The following is a 22,836-nucleotide window of genomic DNA, read 5'->3' on the forward strand; positions in this document are numbered from 1 at the left end:
TTATAGCTTCTTTTACACTTTGTATCTTTTAATTACACTCAATCCTAAACTTATTGTGGTGCATTGGGCTAGTAGATTGTATCAAAACATACTGCTTGCATTATGGGGTAGGCGTGTGATTGTGCATACAATGGGGGGAGATATTGATAGCGCACAAGACTGCTGCGGAAAGAAGAGATTTTTTGTAATGTTGTTGCTAAAGGCTTGCAAAGTTGTCAGTATAAAAACTCCTTATATGCAAGAAATGTTAGAAAAAAGTAGCATTTTAATTTCTCAAAAAATCGTGCAAATTAGCTTTGGGGTGGAGGAGAGGTTTTTTAAGCAGATTTTTAAAGTGGAGAAAAGGGTTTTGCAAAAGGAATTGTTTGGTGCGGAATTTGAGTATTTATTTTTTAGCGTGAGAGCTTTAAATGCGTTTTATCATTCAAAAGAGATTATAGAAGCATTTTTAAGTCTTTTTGAAAATTTCCATAAAGTTGGGCTTATTGTCTCTACAATGCGCAAGGATAAGGCGCTTTGGGATTGCTTGCCAAAGGGATTTGGGAATGTGATTTTTACAGAGATTCCGCATAAGCAAATGGATAAATATTTGCTAGCAAGCGATTGTGTGATTTCTTATAGTAAAAGTGATGGATTTTCGCAATCTATTATGGAATCTATGGCAAATGGCAAAATGATAATTATTAATAATTTGCCAAATTATAAAGGAATCTTAAATGCTAATAATGCGTTAATGTTTGAAAATACAGAGGGATTAAAGGGTTCGATGGATAAAGCATTTCAAGATAAAATGCAAGGAGTTTGTGTCAATGCAAGTTGGTTGCATCAAGGGACGCAAAGGGAGTATTATTTGCAGGTTTTAAGGGAGAATTTTAATGTATAGAGGGCATTTAAAACTTTTAGCTTGTTCGCATTGTGGTGGTGAGTTATCTTTAGATACTTTAGAAAATGGGGAATTTGTTGGGAGTGGTAAATTGCGTTGTGCTTGTGCTAAAGAGTATCCTATTATTAATGGAATCCCTAGATTTGTGTCGCAAAGTAATTATGCGGATAGTTTTGGGTTAGAGTGGAATTTGCATAAAAAGACGCAACACGATTCTACAAGTGGTGTGTCTGCAAGCAAGAAAAGATTTTTTGAGGAAACGCGTTGGGAAGTGGCAAAAGAGGGGCAGAAGTGCGTTGTTTTAGAGGCGGGGTGTGGAAGTGGGCGTTTTACTCCTTATGCGCTTGAAATATGCGGGGGAGGGGGTATTGTGATAAGTTTTGATTATTCTAATGCCATTGATGCAAGTGCGATGAGTAATAAGGCAAGCAAGAATCTTTTAATGTTGCAGGCAGATATTTTTCACATTCCGCTTAAAAAAGGGATTGTGGATAAGTGCTTTTGCTTTGGGGTGTTGCAACACACTCCTAGTGCGAAAAATGCGCTTAAAGAGCTTGTGACAACGCTTAAAAAGGGAGGGGAGTTAGTGTGTGATCATTATCCTTTTAATAGAAATACGCCTTTTAATACTAAATACTGGGTGCGCCCTATTACAAAAAGGATTCCGCATCAAATGCTTTATGATTTTGGAAAAAGATATGTGAATTTTATGTGGCCCGTGTTTAAGTTTAATCGCAAGGTGTTTTCGCCAAAAAGGGCGAATCGCTTGAACTGGCGGTTGCTAATCCCTGATTATAGCAGTGAGGGCTTAAGTGAGGAGAAGTTAAAAGAATGGGCGTATTTAGATTTTTTTGATATGCTCTCCCCTGCTTATGATAAGCCAATTAAAATGCAAACGCTACACCGCTATTTGCAAGAAGCTGGGTTAGTTGATGTGGAAACAAATCCGGGATACAACGGCTGGGAAGGAAGAGGAAGGAAGGGGTGAGGTTATGTTTTGTGAGTTTTTAATTATATTTAAGGAGTAAATAATGAAAGTTTTAATTTATGGTTTTGGTTGGAGTGGAAAAAGTGCTTTAGCTTTGTGTGAGAAAATAGGGTTTGAGGGCTTTGTTGTAGATGACGCAATTGATATGGATCTTACAAATGATAGAATTTTTATAACATTAAAAGAAGCTTTAGTTATAAAATTTGATATTGTTTTAATTTGCACTACTAATAAAGCTTATGCTGATGAAATGGCTTTGAAATTGAGAAGTTCAGAACTAGCAGATAAGGTTAGAAATTTTAATACATACATTTTTAGAGAGAAAATGAACTTTTTAGTGCAAAATCATTTTGGCACTCCAGAGGAAGTTTTGAAGGAGTGGTTAGAGGATGATTTTGAAATGAATATACTGCAAAAGAAGCTAAGAGTATTAGAGCAGGAGTATTATACACACAAAAGGCATAGTTCAGAAAGCAATTTAGAGTGGATTGGGAGAATTAATGCAAAAATGTCTATGTTGAATATTTTTCAAAAGATTCATCAAGGTGCATTTAGGATGAAAAATAAATTAGATGTTATTTACTATCCTGGATTTTTTTTGAGTGCTCCATCATTGGAGGGATTAGACAGGAATTTTTACTTTAGGAATGGGGGGGGGGGGTAAATTTTGATTTATTGAGAAATAGAAGAGATAAGAAAATCATAGCATGTTTTGGTAATAGTGCATTAAGGGTGGAATATTTGGATGTTGAAGAAATGATTACAGAATATATGAAAAATTTTATTGATGATAAAGAATATTATATTGTTATTAATTTTGGTGTTTCCGGGTATACTCTTTATGATCAAATGTTGCTTTATAATGCACTAGTTTATCCACTTCAGCCAGAGATTGTGATTTCTTTTTTGGGAACAGATTGGTATAATGGCTTTTTTGGGTGTGAACATTTAATTAAAACGCATAAAATGGTTTATTCAACAGGTTTGTATGAAATTGCTTATAAAGAATTTTGTGATAGTGATGTTCCTCTTTATATAGAGCAATCTACAAATCCTCAATCTTATAATAAAAATATTAGTATAGATGATGTAAATACAGCGATTATTACTAGGATGCAACAATTTGATAAATCTGTATGTTCTAATAATGGAAAATTTTTTGCTTTTGTGCAGCCTATGCTTCCTTGTATGTTGCATTGGACTAAGGAGGAATGTGCAATGAGGGATAAGGAGCGAGAGAGATTTAATAAAACATCGGCTAGTATGAATATTTTTGTTGATAATTACATATTAAATTGTGTAAAAGATTTCAAAGAAAAAGCAAAAGTATTAGAATATTGTTTTGATTTAAATGAAATTATTGAAAAAAGTAATAGAGAATCATTCTTTACAAACCATTGGATTCATTGTAATGCAAAAGGAAATAAGATTATTGCAGAAAAAGTCATAGAGATTTTAAGACAAAAAGGTGCGATTGGGTAATGTGTAGCATTTGTGGGGGGAATTATCCTTTGGAGGTGATTCAAAAGGCGTCTAGTGTGATGGTGCATAGGGGACCTGATTTTAGCGGGAGTTTTTATCTCAATGGAATCGCTCTAGCGCATAATCGTCTAAGTATTATTGATTTAAAAGATGCAGCAAATCAGCCCTTTACTTCGCCCTTTTGTCCGCATTTGGTGCTTGTGTTTAATGGGGAGATTTATAATTATTTAGAGTTAAAAGCAGAGCTAGAGAGCTTTGAGATTCCGTTTTTTACAAAAAGCGATACGGAAGTTTTGTTGCACGCCTTTGCGTTTTTTGGGGAAAAGTGCCTAGAAAAGTTTAATGGTGATTTTGCCTTTGTGATTTTAGATAAGCGGGATAATAGCTTATTTTTTGCCCGTGATAGATTAGGGAATAAGCCTTTGTTTTATAGTATAAATGGAGATAGAATCTGTTTTGCTTCGGAGATTAAGGGGCTTTTAGAGATTGTGCCTTGCGTGTTTGATGAAGAAGAAGTTGCAAAATGGCTTCTTTTTAGTAATGGAAGTAAGGATAGAACGATTTATAAAGGAATCCTGTCTTTTCCAGCGGCGCATTATGGGGTGTTTAAAGGCGGTAAGTTAGAATTGGTGCGTTATTGGAATCTTGTAATTGTGCCGCAGCATTATACTTTGGATTGTGCAGTAGAGGAGCTAGAATCTTTGCTTTTAGATGCAATGCGTTTGCGTTTGCGCTGTGATGTGCAAGTTGGGATTAGTGTTTCTGGGGGTGTAGATAGTTCAATTTTGGCGCATTTAGTAAAGCGTTTAAAGGGGGCGGATTTAAATGGAGAATGTAAGTTTTTTGGGCTTAGTTTTAGAGATTTTAAAAATATTGATGAGAGTGTGTATATTAGTCAGATTGGTGGAGATGTTGGGAAGGGGATTTGTAAGGTTGTGCCAAAATTAGAGGAAATAAAAGAATATTTTACAAGGCTTGTGTGGGGGCAAGATGAGATTTTTAGAAGTTTTTCAATTTATGTGCAATTTGTGCTGTTTAAAGAGATGGCAAAAACTTGTAAGGTGGTGCTTGGAGGGCAGGGGGCTGATGAGCTTTTTGGGGGGTATTACCATCACATTGGGCGTTATGTTTTTACGCATAAAGATGCTTTTAAAGAGAGGCTTAGGCTTTATGGAAAAGAGGCATTAAGTGAGTATATGTTTGGGTTAAAATGCGCTTTGGATAGGGAGTTGAAGCTACAACTTTTTGCAGAGGATAATGCAAAAGATTTAGAAAAGTTAGAAAAAATGGGTTTGCCTAAGCCAACTTTGGAGAATCTTTTAGAACGATTTATACTAGATTTTAACCAAGGGCTTTTGCTAGATACGCTAGAGTTTAATTTGCCTAACCTTTTGCGCTATGAGGATAGAAATGCGATGGTGCATTCACTAGAAAATCGCACGCCTTTTACGGATTTTAGGGTGGTGGAGTTTGCGTTTAGGTTGCCCGAGCATTTGAAAGTAGCACAAGGCTATGGCAAGTATGTTTTGAGGGTGTTGCTAGAGCGACTTGGAAGTAGAAACCTTGCTTGGAGGAGAGATAAAAAGGGTTTTGCTGCACCAGAATTGGAATTGGGGCGTAGTTTAGGCTATAATGTCCAAAATCTTTTTGATGTGCGTGCTATGATTTTTGAGCAATTAAGGAATGGGTAGTGATTTGGATTGATGTGGCAACTCCTAAATATGCAATGTTTTTTACGAGTATGATTAAAGAGTTGCAAATAAGAAATCATAAGATTTTAGTAACAACCCGTTATGCTCCCAACTACACAGAGGCAAAGGAAATTTTAGATTTGCATAAGATTCCACACATTGTGCTAGGGGAATATGGTGGAGCTACGCTTTTAGAAAAATTTGAGGCACGCATTTTTCGTCAAAAAGAGATTTTAGATTTATTTCGCATTAAGGGTGTGCCTAGCGTCCTAATTTGTGGAGCAGTAGTGGATAGTGTGCAGGTAGCTTATGGTGTTGGGATTCCAGTGGTTAATCTCTATGACACACCAGCATTTGGTAAGCCCGGAGATGAGAAATGTCCAGATGAGCTTACGGCAGTAGCGCGTCTTACGCTACCTTTTTCAAAATTATTTTTTTACCCTTTTATTTTGCCAAAAGATTTAATGCTACGCTTTGCGTTAGATGAAAATCAAATTGAATCCTATCCTTTCATTGATGTTGCATTGTGGATTAATGGATTAAAAAAGAATGCTAAAAATGATTTTAGAGTGCGCTATGGAATGGATATTTCTAAGCCTACAATTTTAATTAGGGAGGAGGAATATAAGGCACATTATGTTACACAAAAGATACCAACTATTTATGAGGTGATTCCGCTCTTAAAAGCAGAGTTTGATGTAAATCTTGTCATAATGCCGCGTTATGAAAAAGAGAGATTAAAAAAGGATTTTGGGAAAATTGCAGTGGTGCTTGAGGAGAAATTAAAGCCAGAAGAGTTTTATCCTTTTATTGATTTGTTTATTGGTGGTGGAGGAACGATGAATTTAGAAGCAGTGTGCTATGGGATTCCAACTATTTCTACGCGCTCCATTTGGCTAATCCACGATCAATATTTAATCAAAAATCAGCTAATGTTTTGGACGCAAGATTGTGCAGAGATTTTAAAGATTGCCAAAGAAATGCTTGGCAAAAAGGTGGAATCAAAAAGTTATTTTATGCGAGGAGAATGCAATTTTAATCGCATCATTGCAAGGATTGAAAATGAGGTTTTAAAGGGGGAGAAATGTTAGGGGTTGCACTTCTTGGTTGCGGTAGAATTGCAAAAAGGCACGCAGATTTGCTAAGTAGTGGAGAGATAAAAGGTGTGAAGCTTGTAGCGGTGTGCGATGTGCAAGAGGAGCGCGCAAAGGGTTTTGGAGAAAAATATCAGATTCCATATTTTACACATTTAGAAGAGATGATGCAAGAGTGTGGAGAGCAAATCCGTATTGTTGCAATTCTAACGCCTAGTGGAATGCACGCACAAAACACATTAGAAGTTGCATCGTATCAAAAACATATCATAGTAGAAAAACCTATGGCACTAACCTTAGAAGATGCAGATAAGATGATACAAGTTTGCAAGGAAAATAGCGTAAGATTATTTGTGGTAAAGCAGAATCGCTACAATTTGCCTGTGCAAAAGTTAAGAGAAGCATTAGAGGCGGGGCGATTTGGCAAGCTTATAATGGGAAGCGTGCGTGTGCGATGGTGTAGAGATGATAACTATTATAAACAGGATTCTTGGCGGGGGACTTGGGAATATGATGGGGGAGTTTTTACAAACCAAGCAAGCCATCACATTGATTTGCTAGAGTGGATGTTGGGCGATGTGGAGAGTGTGTTTGCAAAAAGCACAACGGCTCTAAGTGCCATAGAAGTGGAGGATACGGGGATTGCTGTGTTAAAGTTTAAAAATGGGGCAATAGGTGTGGTGGAGGCTACAACTGCCACACGCCCTAGAGATTTAGAAGGAAGTATTTCTCTTTTAGGAGAGCTTGGAAGTGTGGAGATTGGGGGATTTGCAGTGAATCAAATGCGCCATTGGAATTTTGTAAAACCATTGCCAAGTGATGCAGAAGTGTTAGAAAAATACTCTGTTAATCCGCCTAATGTGTATGGGTTTGGGCATAGGGAGTATTATTTAAATGTAATAGAGAGTTTAAATAATGGCACAAAGGCATTAGTGGAGGGGGAAGAGGGCAAGAGAAGCTTAGAACTGATTATTGCAATCTATGAATCCCTTGAAAGTGGCAAGGAAGTGTTTTTACCAATCATTCCAAAGCGGTGTAAATTAGGGAAAAAAGCGTGAAAAAAGTTGTGTTTTTAGGTGCAAAAGAGATTGGCAGGCAATGCTTAGAAATCCTTTTTCAAAAACAAGAGGGTTTAGGGTTTGAAATCTTAGCTGTTGGAACTTCGCCTAGAGGAGTGGGTGTTAGAGAGTTTGCTAGAGCAAAAGGGATTCCAATTATTCAAGACTTAGATGCGCTTTTAAGCTTAGAATTTGACATACTCTTTAGCGTGCAGTATCACGCAATTTTAACGCAAGAACAAATTGAGTGTGCAAAAGAAATTGCTTTCAATTTACATTTAGCACCATTGCCAGAATACAGGGGGTGCAATCAATTTTCTTTTGCAATTTTAAATGGGGATAAAGAGTTTGGTGTAACCATTCATCGCTTAGAAGAAGGGATTGATAGCGGGGATATTATTTTTCAAAAGCGTTTTGTGATTCCAAAAGATTGTTTTGTGGATGAACTTGTGGAGTTGGCAAATACAGAGGGCTTTAAGCTATTTTGTGAAAATTTAGAAAAAATGTTAAAAGGGGAGTATCAATTAATTCCACAAGATTCCATTAAAGCTTTGCGCAAAGAGTTTCATTTAAGAAATGAAATTGAAGCTTTAAAATGTGTGGATTTGCAAGCTTGCGGGGAGGGGGCGTTTTTAATTGAAAAAATCATTCGCGCAACAGCAATGCCCGGATTTGAGCCACCCTACTGCTACATTGGAAAAAGAAAATTCTACTTTATCCAAGCAGAGCAAGATTAGAGATGTGAAGGTGGGGGTTAATGTCGTGGTGGTAGAGCCTTGTAATTTGTATGAATGTGAGCTTTGTGATAATGTGTTTGTGGATCCTTTTGTAGAGATTCAAAAAGGAGTTAGGATTGGCGCAAATACGCGCGTGCAAAGCCATAGCTTTATTTGTGAGCTAGTTAGCATTGGGGAGTCTTGCTTTATAGGACATGGAGTGATGTTTATTAATGATGTGTTTGCAAGTGGGCGTCCTGCTGGGGGAAATGTGGATTTATGGAAGGAAACTAAGATTGGAAATAATGTTAGCATTGGTTCTAATGCTACGATTTTGCCTGTTAGCATTTGCGATGGAGTTGTGATTGGTGCAGGAAGTGTGGTGACAAAAAATCTTACGAAAAAAGGCGTGTATGCGGGGAATCCTGCGAAATTGATAAGGGAGTTGTAATGGTTAATTTTAATGATAAGGAAGGTCTGTTATGGCAGTAGTTAGTCAATTTAGAAATACAAAGAGGATATTAGAATATAATAAGTGTTTGGAGATTTTAGGGGTTAGCGTAGAGGGTGAATATCTCTTAGAATCGCAATTAGATAGGGATAATGGTGATAAATGTGCTCTTAATTTTTATATTGATTTACTTTGTGAAAGATTAATAGAAGAGGTTCCAAAAGTTAAAAGGTTTGATAATGCAATTGAGATTGAGGAATGCGTCAGCATTAAGGCATTAAATGAATTTTGGCGTGATTTTTTGATTTACCTTAGGCACGATTCTATTGTAAAGATTGAAAAAGCTGTTGGAATACATCTTAAAAATACTTATGATTCATTATCATTAGAAGTTTTGACTTTTTTGAAAAATTTTAATAATAAAATTGGTATGACTTTATTGGGAATTACCAATGAGCAAAAGCATATTCGTATGGTTTTGGAGGAATTAAAAAAGCGAAATTATGCTATTGTGTATGATTGCCCTGCAAAAGATTATTATATTGGGAGTTTAGAAATGATTGGTTCAGATTACGCATTCATCGGTGATGGAATTTATTTTGCGTATTTGACAAAAGTTAAAGTTTGGCTAATGCTAATGACTATGCCCATTATGGATATGGATATTCTTACAACAAAAATATTGGATTTACAGCATGTGTTTAATGTTTCAATTCCCGCAATTGATTGGAAAAGAAAGGAATGGCATGTATTCCATAATCTCTATTATACTAGGATAAGATATGCGCATTTTGTTTTGGCGCATACTCAAAGAGAGTTTAAGCTTTTAGAAAGGACTTGTCAATATTATCAAACGCAATCTGATTCTTATCAGCATATTGCTAAGATTGTGAAAGCGGGTAATCCAAGTTTAGATTATGGATTATTAAAGTTTGAAGCTATGGTGGGGGGGGGGCAAAACAAGCATTTTGTTAGCTCCACAGCGTCTATCAAATCTAGTTTGCATAGAAGGGTTTGTTGAGATGATAGAAAGTTTATTAAAAAAGGGTTATGGTGTGATTCTTAGGGAGCATCCTTTTTTTGTGCAAAAACAGAGTTGTATTGAGCAGTGGAGCAAATATGAAAATTTTAAAATGGGCGATACAAAGCAATGGCTTGATGATTCTTTTTTAAATGTTGGAGTGATTGTTACGGATTATTCTTCTATGGGTTCTAGTTTTCCTTATGTTGGATTGGTGCGTTCAGTTTTTTTGAATCAAAATCCGGGGAATCTCATTAAAATTGATGGTGTTGAAGTGTATGATTCTTGTGTGAGTTCGGTTTTTTCTAATATGCAAGAAGCACAAAAGGAAATTGAATCTATTTTAAATCCTTTGACACAGAAAGAAACAAGAGAATTTTTAGAAGATTACAGAGAGAAGCAAGTGTATAATTTAAGAAAATCAGGAAGTTTTATTGCGGATTTTATTGTGAAACTTATGGATGAATAGGGGTTTTGATGGAGTTTGAAAAGATTGTAGGAGTGATAGAATCTAGGCGGGAGGTGCTTAAAAGGAGTGAGATAAGCATTGAAGTGGTGGATTTTGGTGCGGGAAGTCCGCAAGATAAACGCACAAAAGAAGAGATGGAAAAGGGTGTTTTGTGTGCGATTGCGCTTTGTGATTTAGCAAAAATTGGAGTTAAGAGAGAAAAGGCGCAGGAGATTTTTAAGATTTTTAAAGCCTTAAATCCTAAGGTGATTTTAGAGCTTGGCACTTGCTGTGGGTTTTCTAGCAGTTATATGAGTTATTTCGCGCCAGAGTCTAGGATTTATAGCATTGAAGGGAGTGAGAATGTCGCAAACATCGCAAGGGAGAATCATCAAGGCTTTGGGCTTAAGAATGTTGAAGTTTTAGTGGGGCGATTTAATCTTGTGCTGCCTAGCCTTTTAGAGCGTGTTGCGCCGCTAGATTTTGCCTTCATTGATGGGCATCACGATAGGTTTGCGACGCTGGAGTATTTTCACACAATCCGCCCTTTTATGTCTAAAGGTGGGGTGATGCTTTTTGATGATATTGCTTGGAGTGGTGGAATGCAGGGGGCGTGGGAGGAAATATTGGAATCTAAAATGTATAAAGAAGCCTATGTTGTGGGTGAAAATGCTTGGAAAATGGGGGCTGTATGGCTGTGAAGTTTTTAGATTTGCATAAGCAGTATTTAAGCATTAAAAATGAGATTGATAGGGCGATATTTTCTGTGATTAAAACTTGTGCGTTTGTGGGCGGGGTGGAAGTTGAAGCCTTTGAAAAAGAGTTTGCTAGTTTTATTAGTGAGGGAATTTTGGGCGGAGGAGTGCAGGCGTTAGGCGTGGCAAATGGGACGGATGCGCTAGAGATTGCCATTAGGGCATTGGAGTTGCCTAGGGATTCTGTGGTGCTAGTGCCTGCAAATAGCTTTGTAGCAAGTGCTGAAGCGGTGGTTAGCAATGGGTTAAGGGTAAAATTTGTGGATTGCGGGGAGGATTATTCGCTTGATATTGCGGATTTGAAGGCTAAGATTGACTCTGAAGTGAGTGCGATTGTGGTGGTGCATTTGTATGGAATCCCTGCAAATATGGAAGAGATTTTAAGGTTAGCAAAAGAATGGAATCTAAAAATCATTGAGGATTGCGCACAGGCACACGGAGCTAGATTTAATGGGCAGAGAGTTGGGAGCTTTGGTGATGTGGGGGCGTTTAGCTTTTATCCGGGCAAGAATTTGGGGGCTTATGGTGATGGGGGAATGATTGTAAGTAAGGATTCTGCGCTGTTAAGAAAGTGCAAGGAAATCGCTCATCACGGGGGGCTTAGGAAGTATCAGCATAAGATTGTTGGGAGAAATTCTAGGCTAGATGCGTTGCAAGCGGCGATTTTGCGCGTGAAGTTGCGTTATTTAGAAGCTTGGAATGCTAGGCGCAAGGAAGTGGCGCAAATGTATTTTAAAGGGCTTAGTGGTTTTACTCTGCCAAAGGTGGCTAGTGATAGGGAGTGTGTGTGGCATTTGTTTGTGTTGCGCTGTGAAAATTGCTCTGCTATAATGGAATCACTGCATAAAGTTGGAATTCAAACAGGGCTGCATTATCCTACTGCGCTGCCTAATACCCCTGCATTTTTTAAAAAGCCCTATGTTGTAGCGTCAGAGTGCAAAAATGCGAATGCGTGGCAGGATAAGATTCTCTCACTGCCTATGGGGGAGCATTTAGAGAACGATGAGGTAGAAAAAGTGATTAAAATTTTAAAGGAGAATTGCTAATGCATTATTATATTTATCCTGCGGGGGGGGGGGGGAATTGTGTAGCTTGGTTAATAGAGTTTTTCAATCATAAAGAGGGGAGAAGTGATACTTACTCCTTTATTGATGATTCTAATCCAAAAACCAGTTTAGAATCTTGTTATAAGGAGATAAAGGATTGTGAAGTTTTAATTGCTTCAGATAGGTTTTATGAAAAGCTTGTGGATAATTTACTAGCTTTTGGAATTAGGAATTTTTCTAATGGAATTAAGAAGTTTGCTAAGGAATTGAATGCAAATTTTAGCAATAGTGGGAAAAATGTGGGATTAATTTGTGATGATTATGCGAGTCAAAAACATTTTGGAAATATTGCAGAAGAGTTAGAGAATGCGGGGTTTAGAGTGTTTTATCTGAAATTGTTTGGTTCTCACGAATATAATGTGGATTTGACAGATACAAATGCATTGTTAATTGTGAGTGATTTTTTGTCGTATTTACATTTTTGTCCTTTAATGATTGGAACAACCTTTCACTATGTTGTGCATAGAGAAGTAAAATATATTAGTCTTTTTAGTGCGTATTATATTCCAAATTTTCATTTATATTATCATACAAGAGAGGCAAGAGGAAGGGCTTTTTCGCATTGTGAAATCGCATCTTTTGTAAATTATTATATTGTATGCTCCAATAAGAAAAGTTATGAGAGTTTAGTAGAGTTTTTTGAAAAAAACAATGGCTATAAGGAAAGATTGCTCAAGCTTGGGTATCCTAGTTTAGATAGGGAAGTGAAATCTTATAGGCAACAAGAAGAGTGTGTAAAAGATACAATTATTGTTCTAGCGGTGGTGCGGAGAGAATTTTTAAAAAAATTAGCCGAGCGTTTAATTAATGCTTTGTTGGAGAAGACAGATTATAGGATTGTGTATAAAACACACAATGGACACCCCGAGCTTTTTGAGCAAGAAAAGCAGTTTGTTTCCCAATGGATAGATGATGATAATTTTGTTTTTTACACAGAGGCAAATTTGACACCACAGGAGCTAAAGCGAAGTATCACGCTCATAGAAAGCAGAAGTTCTTTGCTTTATACTTATCCGCTTATTACAGGTAAGCCATCAATTATTCTTCAGCCTGATTCTAAGTTTTTAGAGTCTAGCGAAGATAATTTTTATGAAGAGAGATTGCATATTAAAGCATTTTGTGTAGAGGATGTGTTAGAGATTCTTATACTTTTAGAAAATGCGCAATTTTGTGCTAAAAGAGAGGAAATGGTAGAAGATTATCGCAAAAATGATGCGTATTGTTTTGGAGAAGCATCAAAAAGCATTGTGCAGTTTATTTGTGAGTGTTTTCAAAAGTATATTTAATAATGCGCATTGATGTTATAGTAGGCTATTAATATTTGGTAAAAGGTTAAATGCAATGTATTATGTATATCCTTCAGGATGGACAGGAAAACTTTTGGCTGCTATGGTTGAGTATGTGGATGGGGTTTGTCCAAAGCTAGTAGATGATGCTGTGTTTGGAAGCGGATTGTTAGACTATAAAGAGGAGATTTTAAAGACGCATTCTATTGTATTGCTTGCTTGGGATAAAAAATCAGGTTGGAATGATTCTACAATGCAGCAATTGGTTATGAAGTTACAAAAATTTGGGATTCCTTATGAGGAAAATGCGATGGAGCAGTATGCTCTCAAGGTTGTTGAAAAGTTAAAAGCAAATGTCCTAAGTAAAGGGATTAGGAGATGTGTAGGTATTGAGCTTGGAGGAATGGCAGAAGACAAGCACATTGGATTATTGGATGATTTATTGGTTGAAATCTTTGGAAAGAATGTTTTGATTCTTTATTTTTGTGGTTTTATAGAATCTTACAAAAGGATTTTGCGAAAAATTAAAAATAATAATATTCCTGCCCTTGCTGTGTGCTTATCCCCTTATGATTTGGCAATGGTGGATTTTGTTGATGTTTTGTGCAAAGTTTCTTGGACATTAAAAAATCCTTCTGTCAAAACGATTGAAATAGGACATTCAATGAGTGATTTTTCTAAAATGGATTTAGATCAATATGAAGAATATTTTGATGATTTATGTATTGCAAGCAGTGATTTTTACCCTAAAACTAAACCGCAGATGATCACTTGTTTAAAAAGTGGTTATTTAGCCTTTGATAGGACTTGTGCAGAATTAGTTGGTTTAGGTAGCGGGGGGGGGGGGGGTATTGTTTGATGCTTATGATGAAAAAGAATTTTATGGAATGTTGCCTTTGATAAAAGAAGTTTTAAAGGAGTATAAGGTAAGATTCCGCGCTAGATTTTTTACACAGGGAAGCGATTGGAAGCAGAGTAAAAGAGTGATAGAGATGTTGTTGCAGAATCCTAATTTTAGTGTGGATGCAAATTGGAAGATGTCTTTAGAGAGTTATAGAGATTCTTTCGTATTGGTTTGTGGAGCAACAACAATGCAATACACCTTTCCCTTATTGACTTTATGTCCATCTCTAGTTTTGTCAGATTCTTTAGGATCTTTAAGTGAGAATCTTGGAGTTGTGTGTGCAAAGGATATCTCGCCTAGTGCGTTTCTAAAAATCGTGCAGGAGATAGAAGCTAATGGGTTAATATGGAGAGAGAAAATTTTACATTATCGCAAAACTAAGTGTTATAACTTTGGAAATGCAAGTGCGTATTTAGCAGAATTTATTTTTAATTTTTTAAGGAGAAAGTATGGAACAAAGTGATTTTACAGAGTTGGCAAAGCATTATCACAATCGTCCAGCATATAGTGAAATGTTATTGCAAAAGCTTATTGCTTGTGTGAATGCGGAGAACAAGCCATTGCAGGATTTGCAAGTTGTTGAGGTTGGTGCTGGCACTGGGAAGCTTACAAAAATGTTGAGTGATTTGGGTTTGCCTGTGTGTGCTGTTGAGCCAAATGATAATATGCGCACTGAAGGCATTGGATACACCAAAGATTCTAAAGTGCAGTGGATAAAGGGAAGTGGAGAGGATACAGGAGTGGAATCTAATTTTGCAAATTGGGTGATTATGGCAAGCTCTTTTCATTGGACTGATCCTAGTAAATCTCTGCCGGAGTTTGCAAGAATCCTAGACTCTAGCGGGGGGGGGGGTATTTTACAGCTATTTGGAATCCGCGCAATCTCCTAGAAGGCTCGGTGTTTGATAGGATTGAAAAGAAAATTAAGAATATTGTTCCAGAGCTTGCTCGTGTGAGTAGTGGCGCGCAAAATGTGAAAAAATGGGAAGAAATCCTTGTATCCACAGGGGATTTTAAAGATTGTTTTTTTATGGAATGCGATTACATTGAGATAATGGATAAAGAGCGTTATCTTGGGGCGTGGCATTCTGTAAATGATATACAAGCCCAAGCAGGAAAGAAGCGATGGGGAGAGATTTTAGCGATGATTGAAAAAGAAATTGCTCCCTTTGAAACTCTAGAGATTCCTTATAAAATTCGCGCTTGGACAGCTAAGGTGGTAAAAAAGACTACTAAGGCTAGGGAAGCTGGGGGGGGGGCAATTTCTAGCTAGTTGCTTTTTGCAATCTATTCCTTTTAGATGCGTTCCTTGCTTTCTTGCTTGTGGCGTTTTGAAAGGATAGAAAATGCAAAAAATTGTAGAACAGGTATGGGATTACACAAAACACGCGAAATTTTATGAATATCGTCCCAATTATGCGCCCGCAACCCTTGATATGTTGGTGGCTTTAGTTGGGCGCAATCATACAGAAATCAAGGTTGCAGATATTGGTGCAGGGACAGGGAATTTAAGCATTATGTTGTTAGAGAGAGGTTGTAAGGTAGTAGCAGTTGAGCCAAATGATGCGATGCGCGAGATCGGAGAGAAACGCACAAAAGGACAAGATATAGAATGGGTGCGTGCCATTGGAGTGGATTCTACGCTAGAATCTAATGCTTTTGATTGGGTAACTTTTGGAAGCAGTTTTAATGTGATGGATAGAAGAAAGGCGTTAGAGGAATCGCATAGGTTATTAAAGAAAGGGAGCTATTTTTCTTGTATGTGGAATCATAGGGATTTAAACGATGCCATTCAAAAGATTGCTGAAGATGTGATTATGCAGTTTGTGCCAAACTATACGCGTGGCGTTAGAAGGGAGGATCAAAAACCTTTTTTGCTAGAGCAAAAGGATTTATTTGATGGTATCATTTACACAGAGGAGGATTTCTATTTTCATCAAAGTTTAGAAAATTATATCAATGCTTGGAGAAGTGTGAAAAATCCTTATTGGGATTTAGAGACAAAGGAGGGTGAAGAGTTGTTTGAAAAAATCACGCAAGAATTAGCAAAAAAACTTTCTAACGCATTTGACATTAAATATGCAACAAGGTGCTGGAGTGCAAGGAAACTTTAGAAGTATTTATCTTTATCCTAATGGCGAGGACACGCAGGCAATTAAAGTGATTTTAGAAAATCTCAAAGATTTTTTTTCTTATGAGAATCTTTTTATTTTAGATGATGCAAAAGAGGAGAGTTCTCTTTTTGCATACAAAGATGAGATTGCAAAAAATGGTGAGCTTTGGATAGCGCATCAAGATAAAAAGATTTATTGCACGCTTATGCAAAAAGCAAGGATTTTGTCTAAGGATTTAGTGTGTAATGGGATTGAAAAAATGCAATTGTTATTGCATAAGCATTTAAAAGAAATGCGGTTTGAAGCTATTATTGCAAGCCAAAAGAATATTATGTTTTTAAACCTTACAAGTTATTTTGTTTCTCAATTTTTTATAACTTTAACTAAAGACAATGATTTGATTAAAATTTTGAAAATATTAAGTCAAGAAATAAGTATTTATTTTAAAAACTTATTAAATATTCCTGAAAATTCTATTGGAATTGCTGTAACTACTTTTTCTTCTAATAGACATTTAGGCAACATTGGACAGCTTTTAGAGGATATGGGTGTTTATGTGGTTTATGTTTATTATAATACAGAGAGTTTTAATGAGATTCCTCCAAGCAAGGGTTCTAAAGCAGTTATTATTCCTTTACAAATGAGCTATATGGGAAAATTTCTTAATATTTTTAAAATGTTTATAACTTGTCTAATGCCTTTAGCGGCTCCGAATTTAGGTTGTAAAATGGTTTATGTTTCTCACGCTTATATTGATCCTATTGCTGCATTAGTTCAGAGGAAGCGCCCTTTGGATAATTTTTGGTTTCAAAGAAAAGTGGGTATTGGCGGATATAGAATTATTCCATCGCTTTCAAATTATAAAATCTATGAAGATGCAGTGAAGGCATTGGGATATGAAGATGAGCTAGTTTGTGGTGGATATCCTAGTTTAGATTTTGCCATTAAAGAATATGAGGAATTGCCATTGAATAGCGGGGGGGGGGGCAATATTTTGATAGCTATTAATGCTTTAGATAATATAGGAATCATAGAAGAATTTTTGATGCAAATTCAAAATCAATCTGCGCAAAACTTTAAGGTAATTTTCCGTCCCCATCCGGGCTATAAAACACAGAGTGCGATCATTGGCATTAAAGAAAAATTTATGCAGCAAGATTGGTTTATTTATGATGATAGCAGTCGGTTAAGTGCTGAAAGTATGCGAGATTCTTGTGTGCTTATTGGGGATTATTCAAGTTTGGTTTGGACATTTCCTTTGATAACTTTAAAGCCTGCTATATTGGTTTTTAAAGATAAAGCGATAATAAAAAATGTCTATAATGGAGTTAGTTTTTTTAATCCCTTGTTGCATTTTTTAGCTAGTGATGCAGATGAAATATTTTCTTGTATTGTGGAATCCAAAAAACACACAGAGCAAAGAGCACAAAAAATTTTAGAATACAGAAAAAAGGAAGTCTTTAATCTAGGACATTCTAGTGAGTTTATTGCTAATTTCATTGTAAAGAAATTAAAAGAAGAAGGTCGTGGGTAAATGTATCGTGTGAATTTTATTTCAAAAGCGCGGAATCTTGAAAATTTACAGGGGAAATTGCAAAGTGCAAAAATTTTGCCACTAGTGATTACAAATAAAATTAGTTTTCAAAATAATATACAAAAAGTTTTGAAAGAAGTTAAAAATCTTCAAGCAAAAAGTGTTGTTGTAAGAAGTTCATCAAAAGTTGAAGATAGCAAAGAGTCATCTTGTGCTGGAAAATTTAAAAGTCTTTTAAATGTTGAGATAGCGGAGCAGGCTATAACACAGGCAATTTTAGAGGTTGGGGATTCTATGCCAAATTTAGATGATGAAATTCTAATCCAACCAATGTTGGAATCCGTATTATTTTGTGGTGTTGCTTTTAGTGTGGATAAGGATAGTTTTGCTCCCTATTTTTGCATTGAATTTGATGAAAGTGGCTCTACGCATTCTATCACTGATGGGAGTTCTAAGAATAAAAGCAGTTTTTTTGCGCACCGCGATGCTGAAAAGGTAGATGATAAAAATTTGGAAAAAGTTATTAAACTTATTAAGGAATTAGAGAGTATTTTTGATTATACTTTTTTGGATATTGAATTTGCAATTACAGAAAATGGGGATTTATATTGCTTGCAAGTTCGACCGCTTGTGAAAAATGCCATTAATCTTTTTTATTCTCTTCCAAAAGATGCACTAGAACGATTACAAAAACGCTTTTTAAGGTTTCAGCAGCCTAGGGTTGGAGTGTATGGAAAAAAAGCGGTTTTTGGAGTGATGCCAGATTGGAATCCTGCAGAAATGATTGGATTAAAGCCCAAGCGTTTAGCACTTTCTTTGTATAAGGAAATTATTACAGATGAAACTTGGGCGTATCAAAGGGATAATTATGGATATTTAAAATTGCGTTCGCATCCCTTGATGTATTCTTTTTTGGGAATGCCTTTTGTTGATGTGCGTCTTTCTTTTAATTCTTTTATCCCTAAGAGTTTAGATGAAAATATTTCTTCAAAGTTAGTTGATTTTTATTTGAATAAATTAATAGAAAATCCGCATTTACACGATAAGATTGAGTTTGGGATTGTATATTCTTGTTATGATTTAAACACTTCAAATAAACTGAAAAATCTTTTAGAAAGTGGATTTAATGAAAATGAAATTAAGCGTTTGGAGTTTGCACTCTTAGAGCTTACAAATGCGATTATTTCTCCAAAAGAGGGACTTTATTTAAAAGATTTAAATAAAGTCAATAAACTATCAAATATTTATCAAGAAATTATTACTTCAAATTTGTCTTTAATTGATAAGATTTATTGGCTAATAGAGGAATGCAAGCGTTATGGAACATTGCCTTTTGCAGGGGTTGCAAGGGCTGGATTTATTGCTATGCAAATGCTTAACTCTCTAGTTGAAATTGGTTTTTTTGCTCCTGAAGAAAAAATGCAGTTTTTAAATTCTTTGCAAACTATAAGCAAGAAGCTAAGTCTAAAAGTGCAGAATCTAAAACCAGAAAATAAACAAGAGTTTTTAAGGGAATTTGGGCATTTGCGTGCAGGAACTTATAATATCCTATCGCCGCGCTATGATGAAGAGTTTGATAAATATTTTAATTTTTTAGAAATAAAAAGTGAAGTTATACAGGAATCTTTTACGCTTTCTTTGCAGAAAGAAAAACATTTAGATAGAATTTTAAAAGAGCACGGACTTAAAATATCTGCTAAGGATTTTTTTGACTTTTTAAAAACTGCTATTGAAGGAAGGGAATTTGCAAAGTTTGAATTTAGCAAACTTTTATCCAAGGCGATCTCTTTAATTGGGGAATTGGGCGAACATTATGGAATCTTAAAAGAGGATATTGCGCATTTGGATATTAAAAGCATTTTAACGCTGTATTCTTCATTGTATTCTGAGAGTCCCAAGCAAAGATTGCTTAATGAAATCGCACAAAACAAAAAGGAATATCAGCTAACACTTGCCCTTAAGCTTCCAGCACTTTTAAAAGATGCAAGCGAAATTTTTAGCTTTTATAGTTTGCAAAATCAACCAAATTTCATCACGCAAAAAAGCATTATCGCAGGGATTGCTAAAGAAAATGATACGGAGTTAGAAGGCAAAATTGTTTTAATCAGGGCAGCAGATCCGGGTTATGATTATCTCTTTTCTAAAAATATTGCAGGGCTAATTACTTGTTATGGCGGTGCTAATTCTCATATGGCGATTCGTGCTTCTGAGCTTGGATTACCAGCAGCAATTGGTGTAGGAGAAGAGTTATTTGTTGTGCTGCTAAATAGCGAGCGGATTGAGTTAGATTGCGGAAGTGAGCGCATTGTATGTCTGTAAAGCTCATTGGAATCTCACAAAGGCTTTTAGAAAACACGAGCTATTTTGAGATAAGGGAGGCACTAAGTGCGGATTGGGGAGAGTTTTTTAAAAAGCATTTAGAAGATTTTTTGCCTATTCCTTTAAGTTATGCGATTCCTTTTTCTTATTATGTGAAGTTTAGCGTATTAAGTGGTGTGATTTTAAGTGGTGGGAATGATTTAAACACGCTCAATCCAAATCCGCTTTCACAAATGCGCGATTTGTATGAAGATGCGATTATTGCGGAGTGTTTGCAAAAAAGGATTCCGCTTTTAGGCATTTGTAGGGGGGCGCAAAAAATTGCAGAATATTTTGGTTCTAGGCTTGAACAATGCGTGGGGCACACGCAAAAGCATATTGTATCTAGTAAGGAAGGGGAGTTTTGGGTAAATTCTTACCATAATTATTGCATTACGCATTTAGGAAGTGATTTGGAGAGAATTGATAGTGCAGGTGATGGCAGTGTGGAATCCTTTTTGCATAAGAATGCGCAGGTTTATGGTGTAATGTGGCATATTGAGCGCGAAGGTGGAATGGAGAATACTTTGTTGTTTGAAGCGTGGAGAGAGTTAGTAAGGAGTTGGGAATGAAAATTTTGTATGCACCTAGCCAAAGAGCATTTAGTGATGATTTGCGTGTGAATGTTGCGTGTGGGTTTGATGTGATGGTTTTAGATTCCATATTGGAGTCTAAAAGTGGAGAGGTTTTGTATCTGCCACACGAAGAAACTAGCCCTAAGATTGTGGAAGCGATTTTAGGGATTTTTGGGGATTCTCTTGAGCAAGCAGATGGGATGGCAAAAGTAGATGTGCTTGTAAGTGATGTTTCTATTTTGGCATTGAAATATGCACTTTGGACAAGTCATCCTAGCATTTTGTGTCTTTTTGGGTTTAATGGTATCCAGTTGCCACAAAATGATAGATATTATAATTTGGTTAGCCATTTGAGCCATTGCGTGTATTCTCCTAATGCGCTAAAAGAAACACTAAGGGATTATCAAAATATTAAGGAGCAAAAACAAGAAGAGATTAAAAAGTTTTTGCAAGGAGTGGTGCTGTGATGCAAAGGCAAATCAATGAATTTATAGAGATGAGCAAGCGCACAATGGAATCTTTTTTGAGTAAAGAACGCAAAAATATTGTTGTTGTAGCGTATTATCCAACTTATCGCAAGCATTATGGGGAGTTGTTGGTGCGATTAAAGGAAAAGTATAATGTTATCATTGTAGTTGAGCGTGTGCTAGGCGATGCGTTTGAGAGCAGTGGGCATCACAATTTGTATTTCCCTTGGAGAGTTATGGAAGACGGGCAGACATATTATCTTAATATGGATGTTGATGGGATTGATTTGATTTTAACAGCCGATGAGGTGGGTTATGAAGATGGAAGGATTGATAGGACATTTTTGAGCACAAAGGCAAAGCGTGTGTATTTTCCGCATAGTTTGATTGAGCAAACAGGTGCTAGTGATGTGGTGGATTATATTTTAGTGCCTTCAAAAATCGCTATGGAATCTTTTAAGAATGCACTAAAAAATAGCAGGGTAAAGTTGCTAGAAAGCGGATATCCAAAGTTAGATGCAGCTATTAATTCTTATGCGTATCAAGATTCTAATACTATTACTTATGCTCCTAGTTTGCGTTATTTTAGTGGTGATAATGCAAGTTTGAATTTGTTTTCTGGTTTTGAAAATGCGATGGTGGAATCTTTATTGGAATTGACAGATTATAAGATTTCTTATCGTGCGCATCCGATGAATTTTCAAAACCATCACACATTTTATAATCTCATTAAAGCGCGTTGGCAAAATGAATCGCGCGTGAGTTTTGATGAGCAGTTGGGAAATGCTTTTTGTAATTTTAGTGATTTTTTGGTAACAGATTTTTCTACCACGGCTTTTACTTATTCTTTCACGACATTGCGCCCTAGCTTATTTTTCACACCTTTAAAGTTGGAATCGCATTTGGCGAAATATATCTCTAGTGGGGGGGGGCAAAATTTGTAGCAAAAAGGATTATAAAGAGGAGTATTGAAGTATTAGACTTTAATAGGGATTATTCTAGGATTAAGAAATTTAGAGATGAGAATGTCTATAATATTGGGGCGTCTGTGAATGTGATTATGGAGCAGATTGATGCAATTTTGAAAGAGAGTTTGTAGGTGAGAGCGTTAATTTTAGCGGCGGGTTTTGGCTCACGGCTTATGCCTTTAACAAAAAATCATCCAAAATGTATGGTGGAGTATCAAGGTAAAAAGATTATTGATTATGAGATTTGCGCATTAAAAGAAGCTGGGATTGACGATATTGCAGTGGTTGGTGGATATTTGTTTGCAGTGCTAGAGGCGTATTTGAGAGATGCGCATAGGATTAAGAATGTTTTTAAAAATCCAAAATTTGATTCCACAAATATGGTTACCACATTGTTTTGCGCTAGGGAGTGGTTAGAATCTTGTGTGGAATCTAAGCAGGATTTGATTATTTCTTATGCAGATATTGTGTATTTTAAGGAGAGTGTTTTGGCTCTTAAAAATTCTAATGCGCCTTTAAGCATTGTCGTGGATAAGGGGTGGCGCAAGCTTTGGGATAGGCGATTTAGCAATCCTTTAGAAGATGCAGAAACGCTAAAAATGTGCAATGGAAACATTATTGAGCTTGGCAAGAAACCAAAGAATTATGATGAGATTGAAGCGCAATATATAGGTTTATTTAAGGTTTCTTGGGAATTTTTGCCGCAAATGCTTGCCTTTTATGATGGCTTAGATCGCACATTAAATTATGATGGCAAGGACTTTGATAATATGTATATGACGAGTTTTTTGCAAGGACTCATTGATGCGTTTAATAATGCTAAGGCGGTGGTGATTAATGGAGGCTGGCTAGAAGTGGATTTTAAGAGTGATTTAGGCGTGAAAATTGCAAAAATTACTTTGTAGAAATGCCTGTGCTATTTCAAATAATTTATAAA

Annotated in this window: 23 protein-coding genes and 1 pseudogene; all 24 read left to right on the forward strand. The window is 36.2% G+C overall.

The features are described from left to right. On the forward strand, nt 1–883 hold an 883-nt coding region (locus tag MRZ19_RS00280), incomplete at its 5' end, for a glycosyltransferase (RefSeq protein WP_291029166.1). Continuing rightward, nucleotides 876–1,871 carry a methyltransferase domain-containing protein gene (locus tag MRZ19_RS00285; RefSeq protein WP_291029168.1) on the forward strand — a complete coding sequence of 332 codons (996 nt, stop codon included), beginning with the start codon at nt 876–878 and terminating at the stop codon, nt 1,869–1,871. The genes MRZ19_RS00280 and MRZ19_RS00285, both read left to right, overlap by 8 nt. 43 nt (nt 1,872–1,914) lie before the next feature. After that, a complete protein-coding gene (locus tag MRZ19_RS00290; RefSeq protein ID WP_291029171.1) occupies nt 1,915–2,535 on the forward strand; it encodes a hypothetical protein in 621 nt (206 codons plus the stop codon). A 77-nt stretch (nt 2,536–2,612) separates the two neighbouring features. Continuing rightward, nucleotides 2,613–3,353 (forward strand): SGNH/GDSL hydrolase family protein, encoded by a 741-nt coding sequence (locus MRZ19_RS00295; RefSeq protein ID WP_291029173.1) that lies wholly within the window; start codon nt 2,613–2,615, stop codon nt 3,351–3,353. Continuing rightward, nucleotides 3,353–5,044: an asparagine synthase (glutamine-hydrolyzing) gene (asnB, locus tag MRZ19_RS00300; RefSeq protein WP_291029174.1), complete on the forward strand. Its 1,692-nt coding sequence runs from the start codon at nt 3,353–3,355 to the stop codon at nt 5,042–5,044. The genes MRZ19_RS00295 and asnB overlap by 1 nt, the downstream gene beginning before the upstream one ends. Continuing rightward, on the forward strand, nt 5,044–6,135 hold the full coding sequence (locus MRZ19_RS00305; protein ID WP_291029176.1) for a DUF354 domain-containing protein: 1,092 nt from the start codon (nt 5,044–5,046) through the stop codon (nt 6,133–6,135). Before asnB ends, MRZ19_RS00305 begins: the two co-directional genes overlap by 1 nt. Continuing rightward, a complete protein-coding gene (locus MRZ19_RS00310) occupies nt 6,129–7,196 on the forward strand; it encodes a Gfo/Idh/MocA family oxidoreductase (RefSeq protein ID WP_291029178.1) in 1,068 nt (355 codons plus the stop codon). The genes MRZ19_RS00305 and MRZ19_RS00310 overlap by 7 nt, the downstream gene beginning before the upstream one ends. Beyond that, nucleotides 7,193–7,933, forward strand: a complete 741-nt coding sequence (locus tag MRZ19_RS00315; protein ID WP_291029181.1) for a formyltransferase family protein — start codon at nt 7,193–7,195, stop codon at nt 7,931–7,933. Before MRZ19_RS00310 ends, MRZ19_RS00315 begins: the two co-directional genes overlap by 4 nt. 10 nt (nt 7,934–7,943) lie before the next feature. After that, the gene (locus MRZ19_RS00320; protein WP_291029265.1) at nt 7,944–8,363 is read left to right on the forward strand and encodes an acyltransferase; all 420 of its coding nucleotides are present in this window, start codon (nt 7,944–7,946) and stop codon (nt 8,361–8,363) included. A 31-nt stretch (nt 8,364–8,394) separates the two neighbouring features. Next, nucleotides 8,395–9,384: a hypothetical protein gene (locus MRZ19_RS00325; RefSeq protein ID WP_291029183.1), complete on the forward strand. Its 990-nt coding sequence runs from the start codon at nt 8,395–8,397 to the stop codon at nt 9,382–9,384. Nucleotide 9,385: 1 nt separating this feature from the next. After that, the gene (locus MRZ19_RS00330) at nt 9,386–9,853 is read left to right on the forward strand and encodes a hypothetical protein (protein WP_291029185.1); all 468 of its coding nucleotides are present in this window, start codon (nt 9,386–9,388) and stop codon (nt 9,851–9,853) included. 8 nt (nt 9,854–9,861) lie between these two features. Next, nucleotides 9,862–10,533 carry a class I SAM-dependent methyltransferase gene (locus tag MRZ19_RS00335; RefSeq protein WP_291029187.1) on the forward strand — a complete coding sequence of 224 codons (672 nt, stop codon included), beginning with the start codon at nt 9,862–9,864 and terminating at the stop codon, nt 10,531–10,533. Continuing rightward, nucleotides 10,524–11,633: a DegT/DnrJ/EryC1/StrS aminotransferase family protein gene (locus MRZ19_RS00340; protein WP_291029189.1), complete on the forward strand. Its 1,110-nt coding sequence runs from the start codon at nt 10,524–10,526 to the stop codon at nt 11,631–11,633. The genes MRZ19_RS00335 and MRZ19_RS00340 overlap by 10 nt, the downstream gene beginning before the upstream one ends. Then, nucleotides 11,633–12,979 (forward strand): hypothetical protein, encoded by a 1,347-nt coding sequence (locus MRZ19_RS00345; protein WP_291029191.1) that lies wholly within the window; start codon nt 11,633–11,635, stop codon nt 12,977–12,979. Before MRZ19_RS00340 ends, MRZ19_RS00345 begins: the two co-directional genes overlap by 1 nt. Nucleotides 12,980–13,034: 55 nt before the next feature. After that, a complete protein-coding gene (locus MRZ19_RS00350; protein ID WP_291029193.1) occupies nt 13,035–13,838 on the forward strand; it encodes a hypothetical protein in 804 nt (267 codons plus the stop codon). Beyond that, nucleotides 13,831–14,346 (forward strand): hypothetical protein, encoded by a 516-nt coding sequence (locus tag MRZ19_RS00355; RefSeq protein ID WP_291029196.1) that lies wholly within the window; start codon nt 13,831–13,833, stop codon nt 14,344–14,346. The genes MRZ19_RS00350 and MRZ19_RS00355 overlap by 8 nt, the downstream gene beginning before the upstream one ends. Further along, a pseudogene (locus tag MRZ19_RS00360) lies at nt 14,333–15,156 on the forward strand (class I SAM-dependent methyltransferase). Before MRZ19_RS00355 ends, MRZ19_RS00360 begins: the two are co-directional and overlap by 14 nt. 73 nt (nt 15,157–15,229) lie before the next feature. Further along, on the forward strand, nt 15,230–15,997 hold the full coding sequence (locus MRZ19_RS00365) for a class I SAM-dependent methyltransferase (RefSeq protein ID WP_291029198.1): 768 nt from the start codon (nt 15,230–15,232) through the stop codon (nt 15,995–15,997). Next, a complete protein-coding gene (locus MRZ19_RS00370) occupies nt 15,981–17,531 on the forward strand; it encodes a CDP-glycerol glycerophosphotransferase family protein (protein WP_291029200.1) in 1,551 nt (516 codons plus the stop codon). Before MRZ19_RS00365 ends, MRZ19_RS00370 begins: the two co-directional genes overlap by 17 nt. Continuing rightward, nucleotides 17,532–19,850: a PEP/pyruvate-binding domain-containing protein gene (locus MRZ19_RS00375; protein ID WP_291029202.1), complete on the forward strand. Its 2,319-nt coding sequence runs from the start codon at nt 17,532–17,534 to the stop codon at nt 19,848–19,850. It begins immediately after the preceding gene. Continuing rightward, nucleotides 19,841–20,461 (forward strand): gamma-glutamyl-CDP-amidate hydrolase, encoded by a 621-nt coding sequence (locus MRZ19_RS00380; protein WP_291029204.1) that lies wholly within the window; start codon nt 19,841–19,843, stop codon nt 20,459–20,461. The genes MRZ19_RS00375 and MRZ19_RS00380 overlap by 10 nt, the downstream gene beginning before the upstream one ends. Then, nucleotides 20,458–20,931: a hypothetical protein gene (locus MRZ19_RS00385; RefSeq protein WP_291029206.1), complete on the forward strand. Its 474-nt coding sequence runs from the start codon at nt 20,458–20,460 to the stop codon at nt 20,929–20,931. Before MRZ19_RS00380 ends, MRZ19_RS00385 begins: the two co-directional genes overlap by 4 nt. Beyond that, complete coding sequence (locus tag MRZ19_RS00390; RefSeq protein WP_291029267.1) at nt 20,931–21,875, forward strand: CDP-glycerol glycerophosphotransferase family protein; 945 nt, start codon at nt 20,931–20,933, stop codon at nt 21,873–21,875. Before MRZ19_RS00385 ends, MRZ19_RS00390 begins: the two co-directional genes overlap by 1 nt. Nucleotides 21,876–22,030: 155 nt before the next feature. Next, nucleotides 22,031–22,804 (forward strand): phosphocholine cytidylyltransferase family protein, encoded by a 774-nt coding sequence (locus MRZ19_RS00395; protein ID WP_291029208.1) that lies wholly within the window; start codon nt 22,031–22,033, stop codon nt 22,802–22,804. The last annotated feature ends 32 nt before the right edge of the window (nt 22,805–22,836 follow it).

It is taken from the genome of Helicobacter sp., assembly GCF_022770205.1.
Classification (GTDB): domain Bacteria; phylum Campylobacterota; class Campylobacteria; order Campylobacterales; family Helicobacteraceae; genus Helicobacter_D.

Bases quoted from the DNA above. Each gene is read 5' to 3' on its own strand.
- MRZ19_RS00380 (WP_291029204.1), top strand. From the start codon at position 19,841: ATGTCTGTAAAGCTCATTGGAATCTCACAAAGGCTTTTAGAAAACACG.
- MRZ19_RS00325 (WP_291029183.1), top strand. From the start codon at position 8,395: ATGGCAGTAGTTAGTCAATTTAGAAATACAAAGAGGATATTAGAATAT.
- MRZ19_RS00345 (WP_291029191.1), top strand. From the start codon at position 11,633: ATGCATTATTATATTTATCCTGCGGGGGGGGGGGGGAATTGTGTAGCT.
- asnB (WP_291029174.1), top strand. From the start codon at position 3,353: ATGTGTAGCATTTGTGGGGGGAATTATCCTTTGGAGGTGATTCAAAAG.
- MRZ19_RS00340 (WP_291029189.1), top strand. From the start codon at position 10,524: ATGGCTGTGAAGTTTTTAGATTTGCATAAGCAGTATTTAAGCATTAAA.
- MRZ19_RS00330 (WP_291029185.1), top strand. From the start codon at position 9,386: ATGATAGAAAGTTTATTAAAAAAGGGTTATGGTGTGATTCTTAGGGAG.
- MRZ19_RS00375 (WP_291029202.1), top strand. From the start codon at position 17,532: ATGTATCGTGTGAATTTTATTTCAAAAGCGCGGAATCTTGAAAATTTA.
- MRZ19_RS00285 (WP_291029168.1), top strand. From the start codon at position 876: ATGTATAGAGGGCATTTAAAACTTTTAGCTTGTTCGCATTGTGGTGGT.
- MRZ19_RS00390 (WP_291029267.1), top strand. From the start codon at position 20,931: ATGCAAAGGCAAATCAATGAATTTATAGAGATGAGCAAGCGCACAATG.
- MRZ19_RS00350 (WP_291029193.1), top strand. From the start codon at position 13,035: ATGTATTATGTATATCCTTCAGGATGGACAGGAAAACTTTTGGCTGCT.
- MRZ19_RS00335 (WP_291029187.1), top strand. From the start codon at position 9,862: ATGGAGTTTGAAAAGATTGTAGGAGTGATAGAATCTAGGCGGGAGGTG.
- MRZ19_RS00365 (WP_291029198.1), top strand. From the start codon at position 15,230: ATGCAAAAAATTGTAGAACAGGTATGGGATTACACAAAACACGCGAAA.
- MRZ19_RS00310 (WP_291029178.1), top strand. From the start codon at position 6,129: ATGTTAGGGGTTGCACTTCTTGGTTGCGGTAGAATTGCAAAAAGGCAC.
- MRZ19_RS00290 (WP_291029171.1), top strand. From the start codon at position 1,915: ATGAAAGTTTTAATTTATGGTTTTGGTTGGAGTGGAAAAAGTGCTTTA.
- MRZ19_RS00385 (WP_291029206.1), top strand. From the start codon at position 20,458: ATGAAAATTTTGTATGCACCTAGCCAAAGAGCATTTAGTGATGATTTG.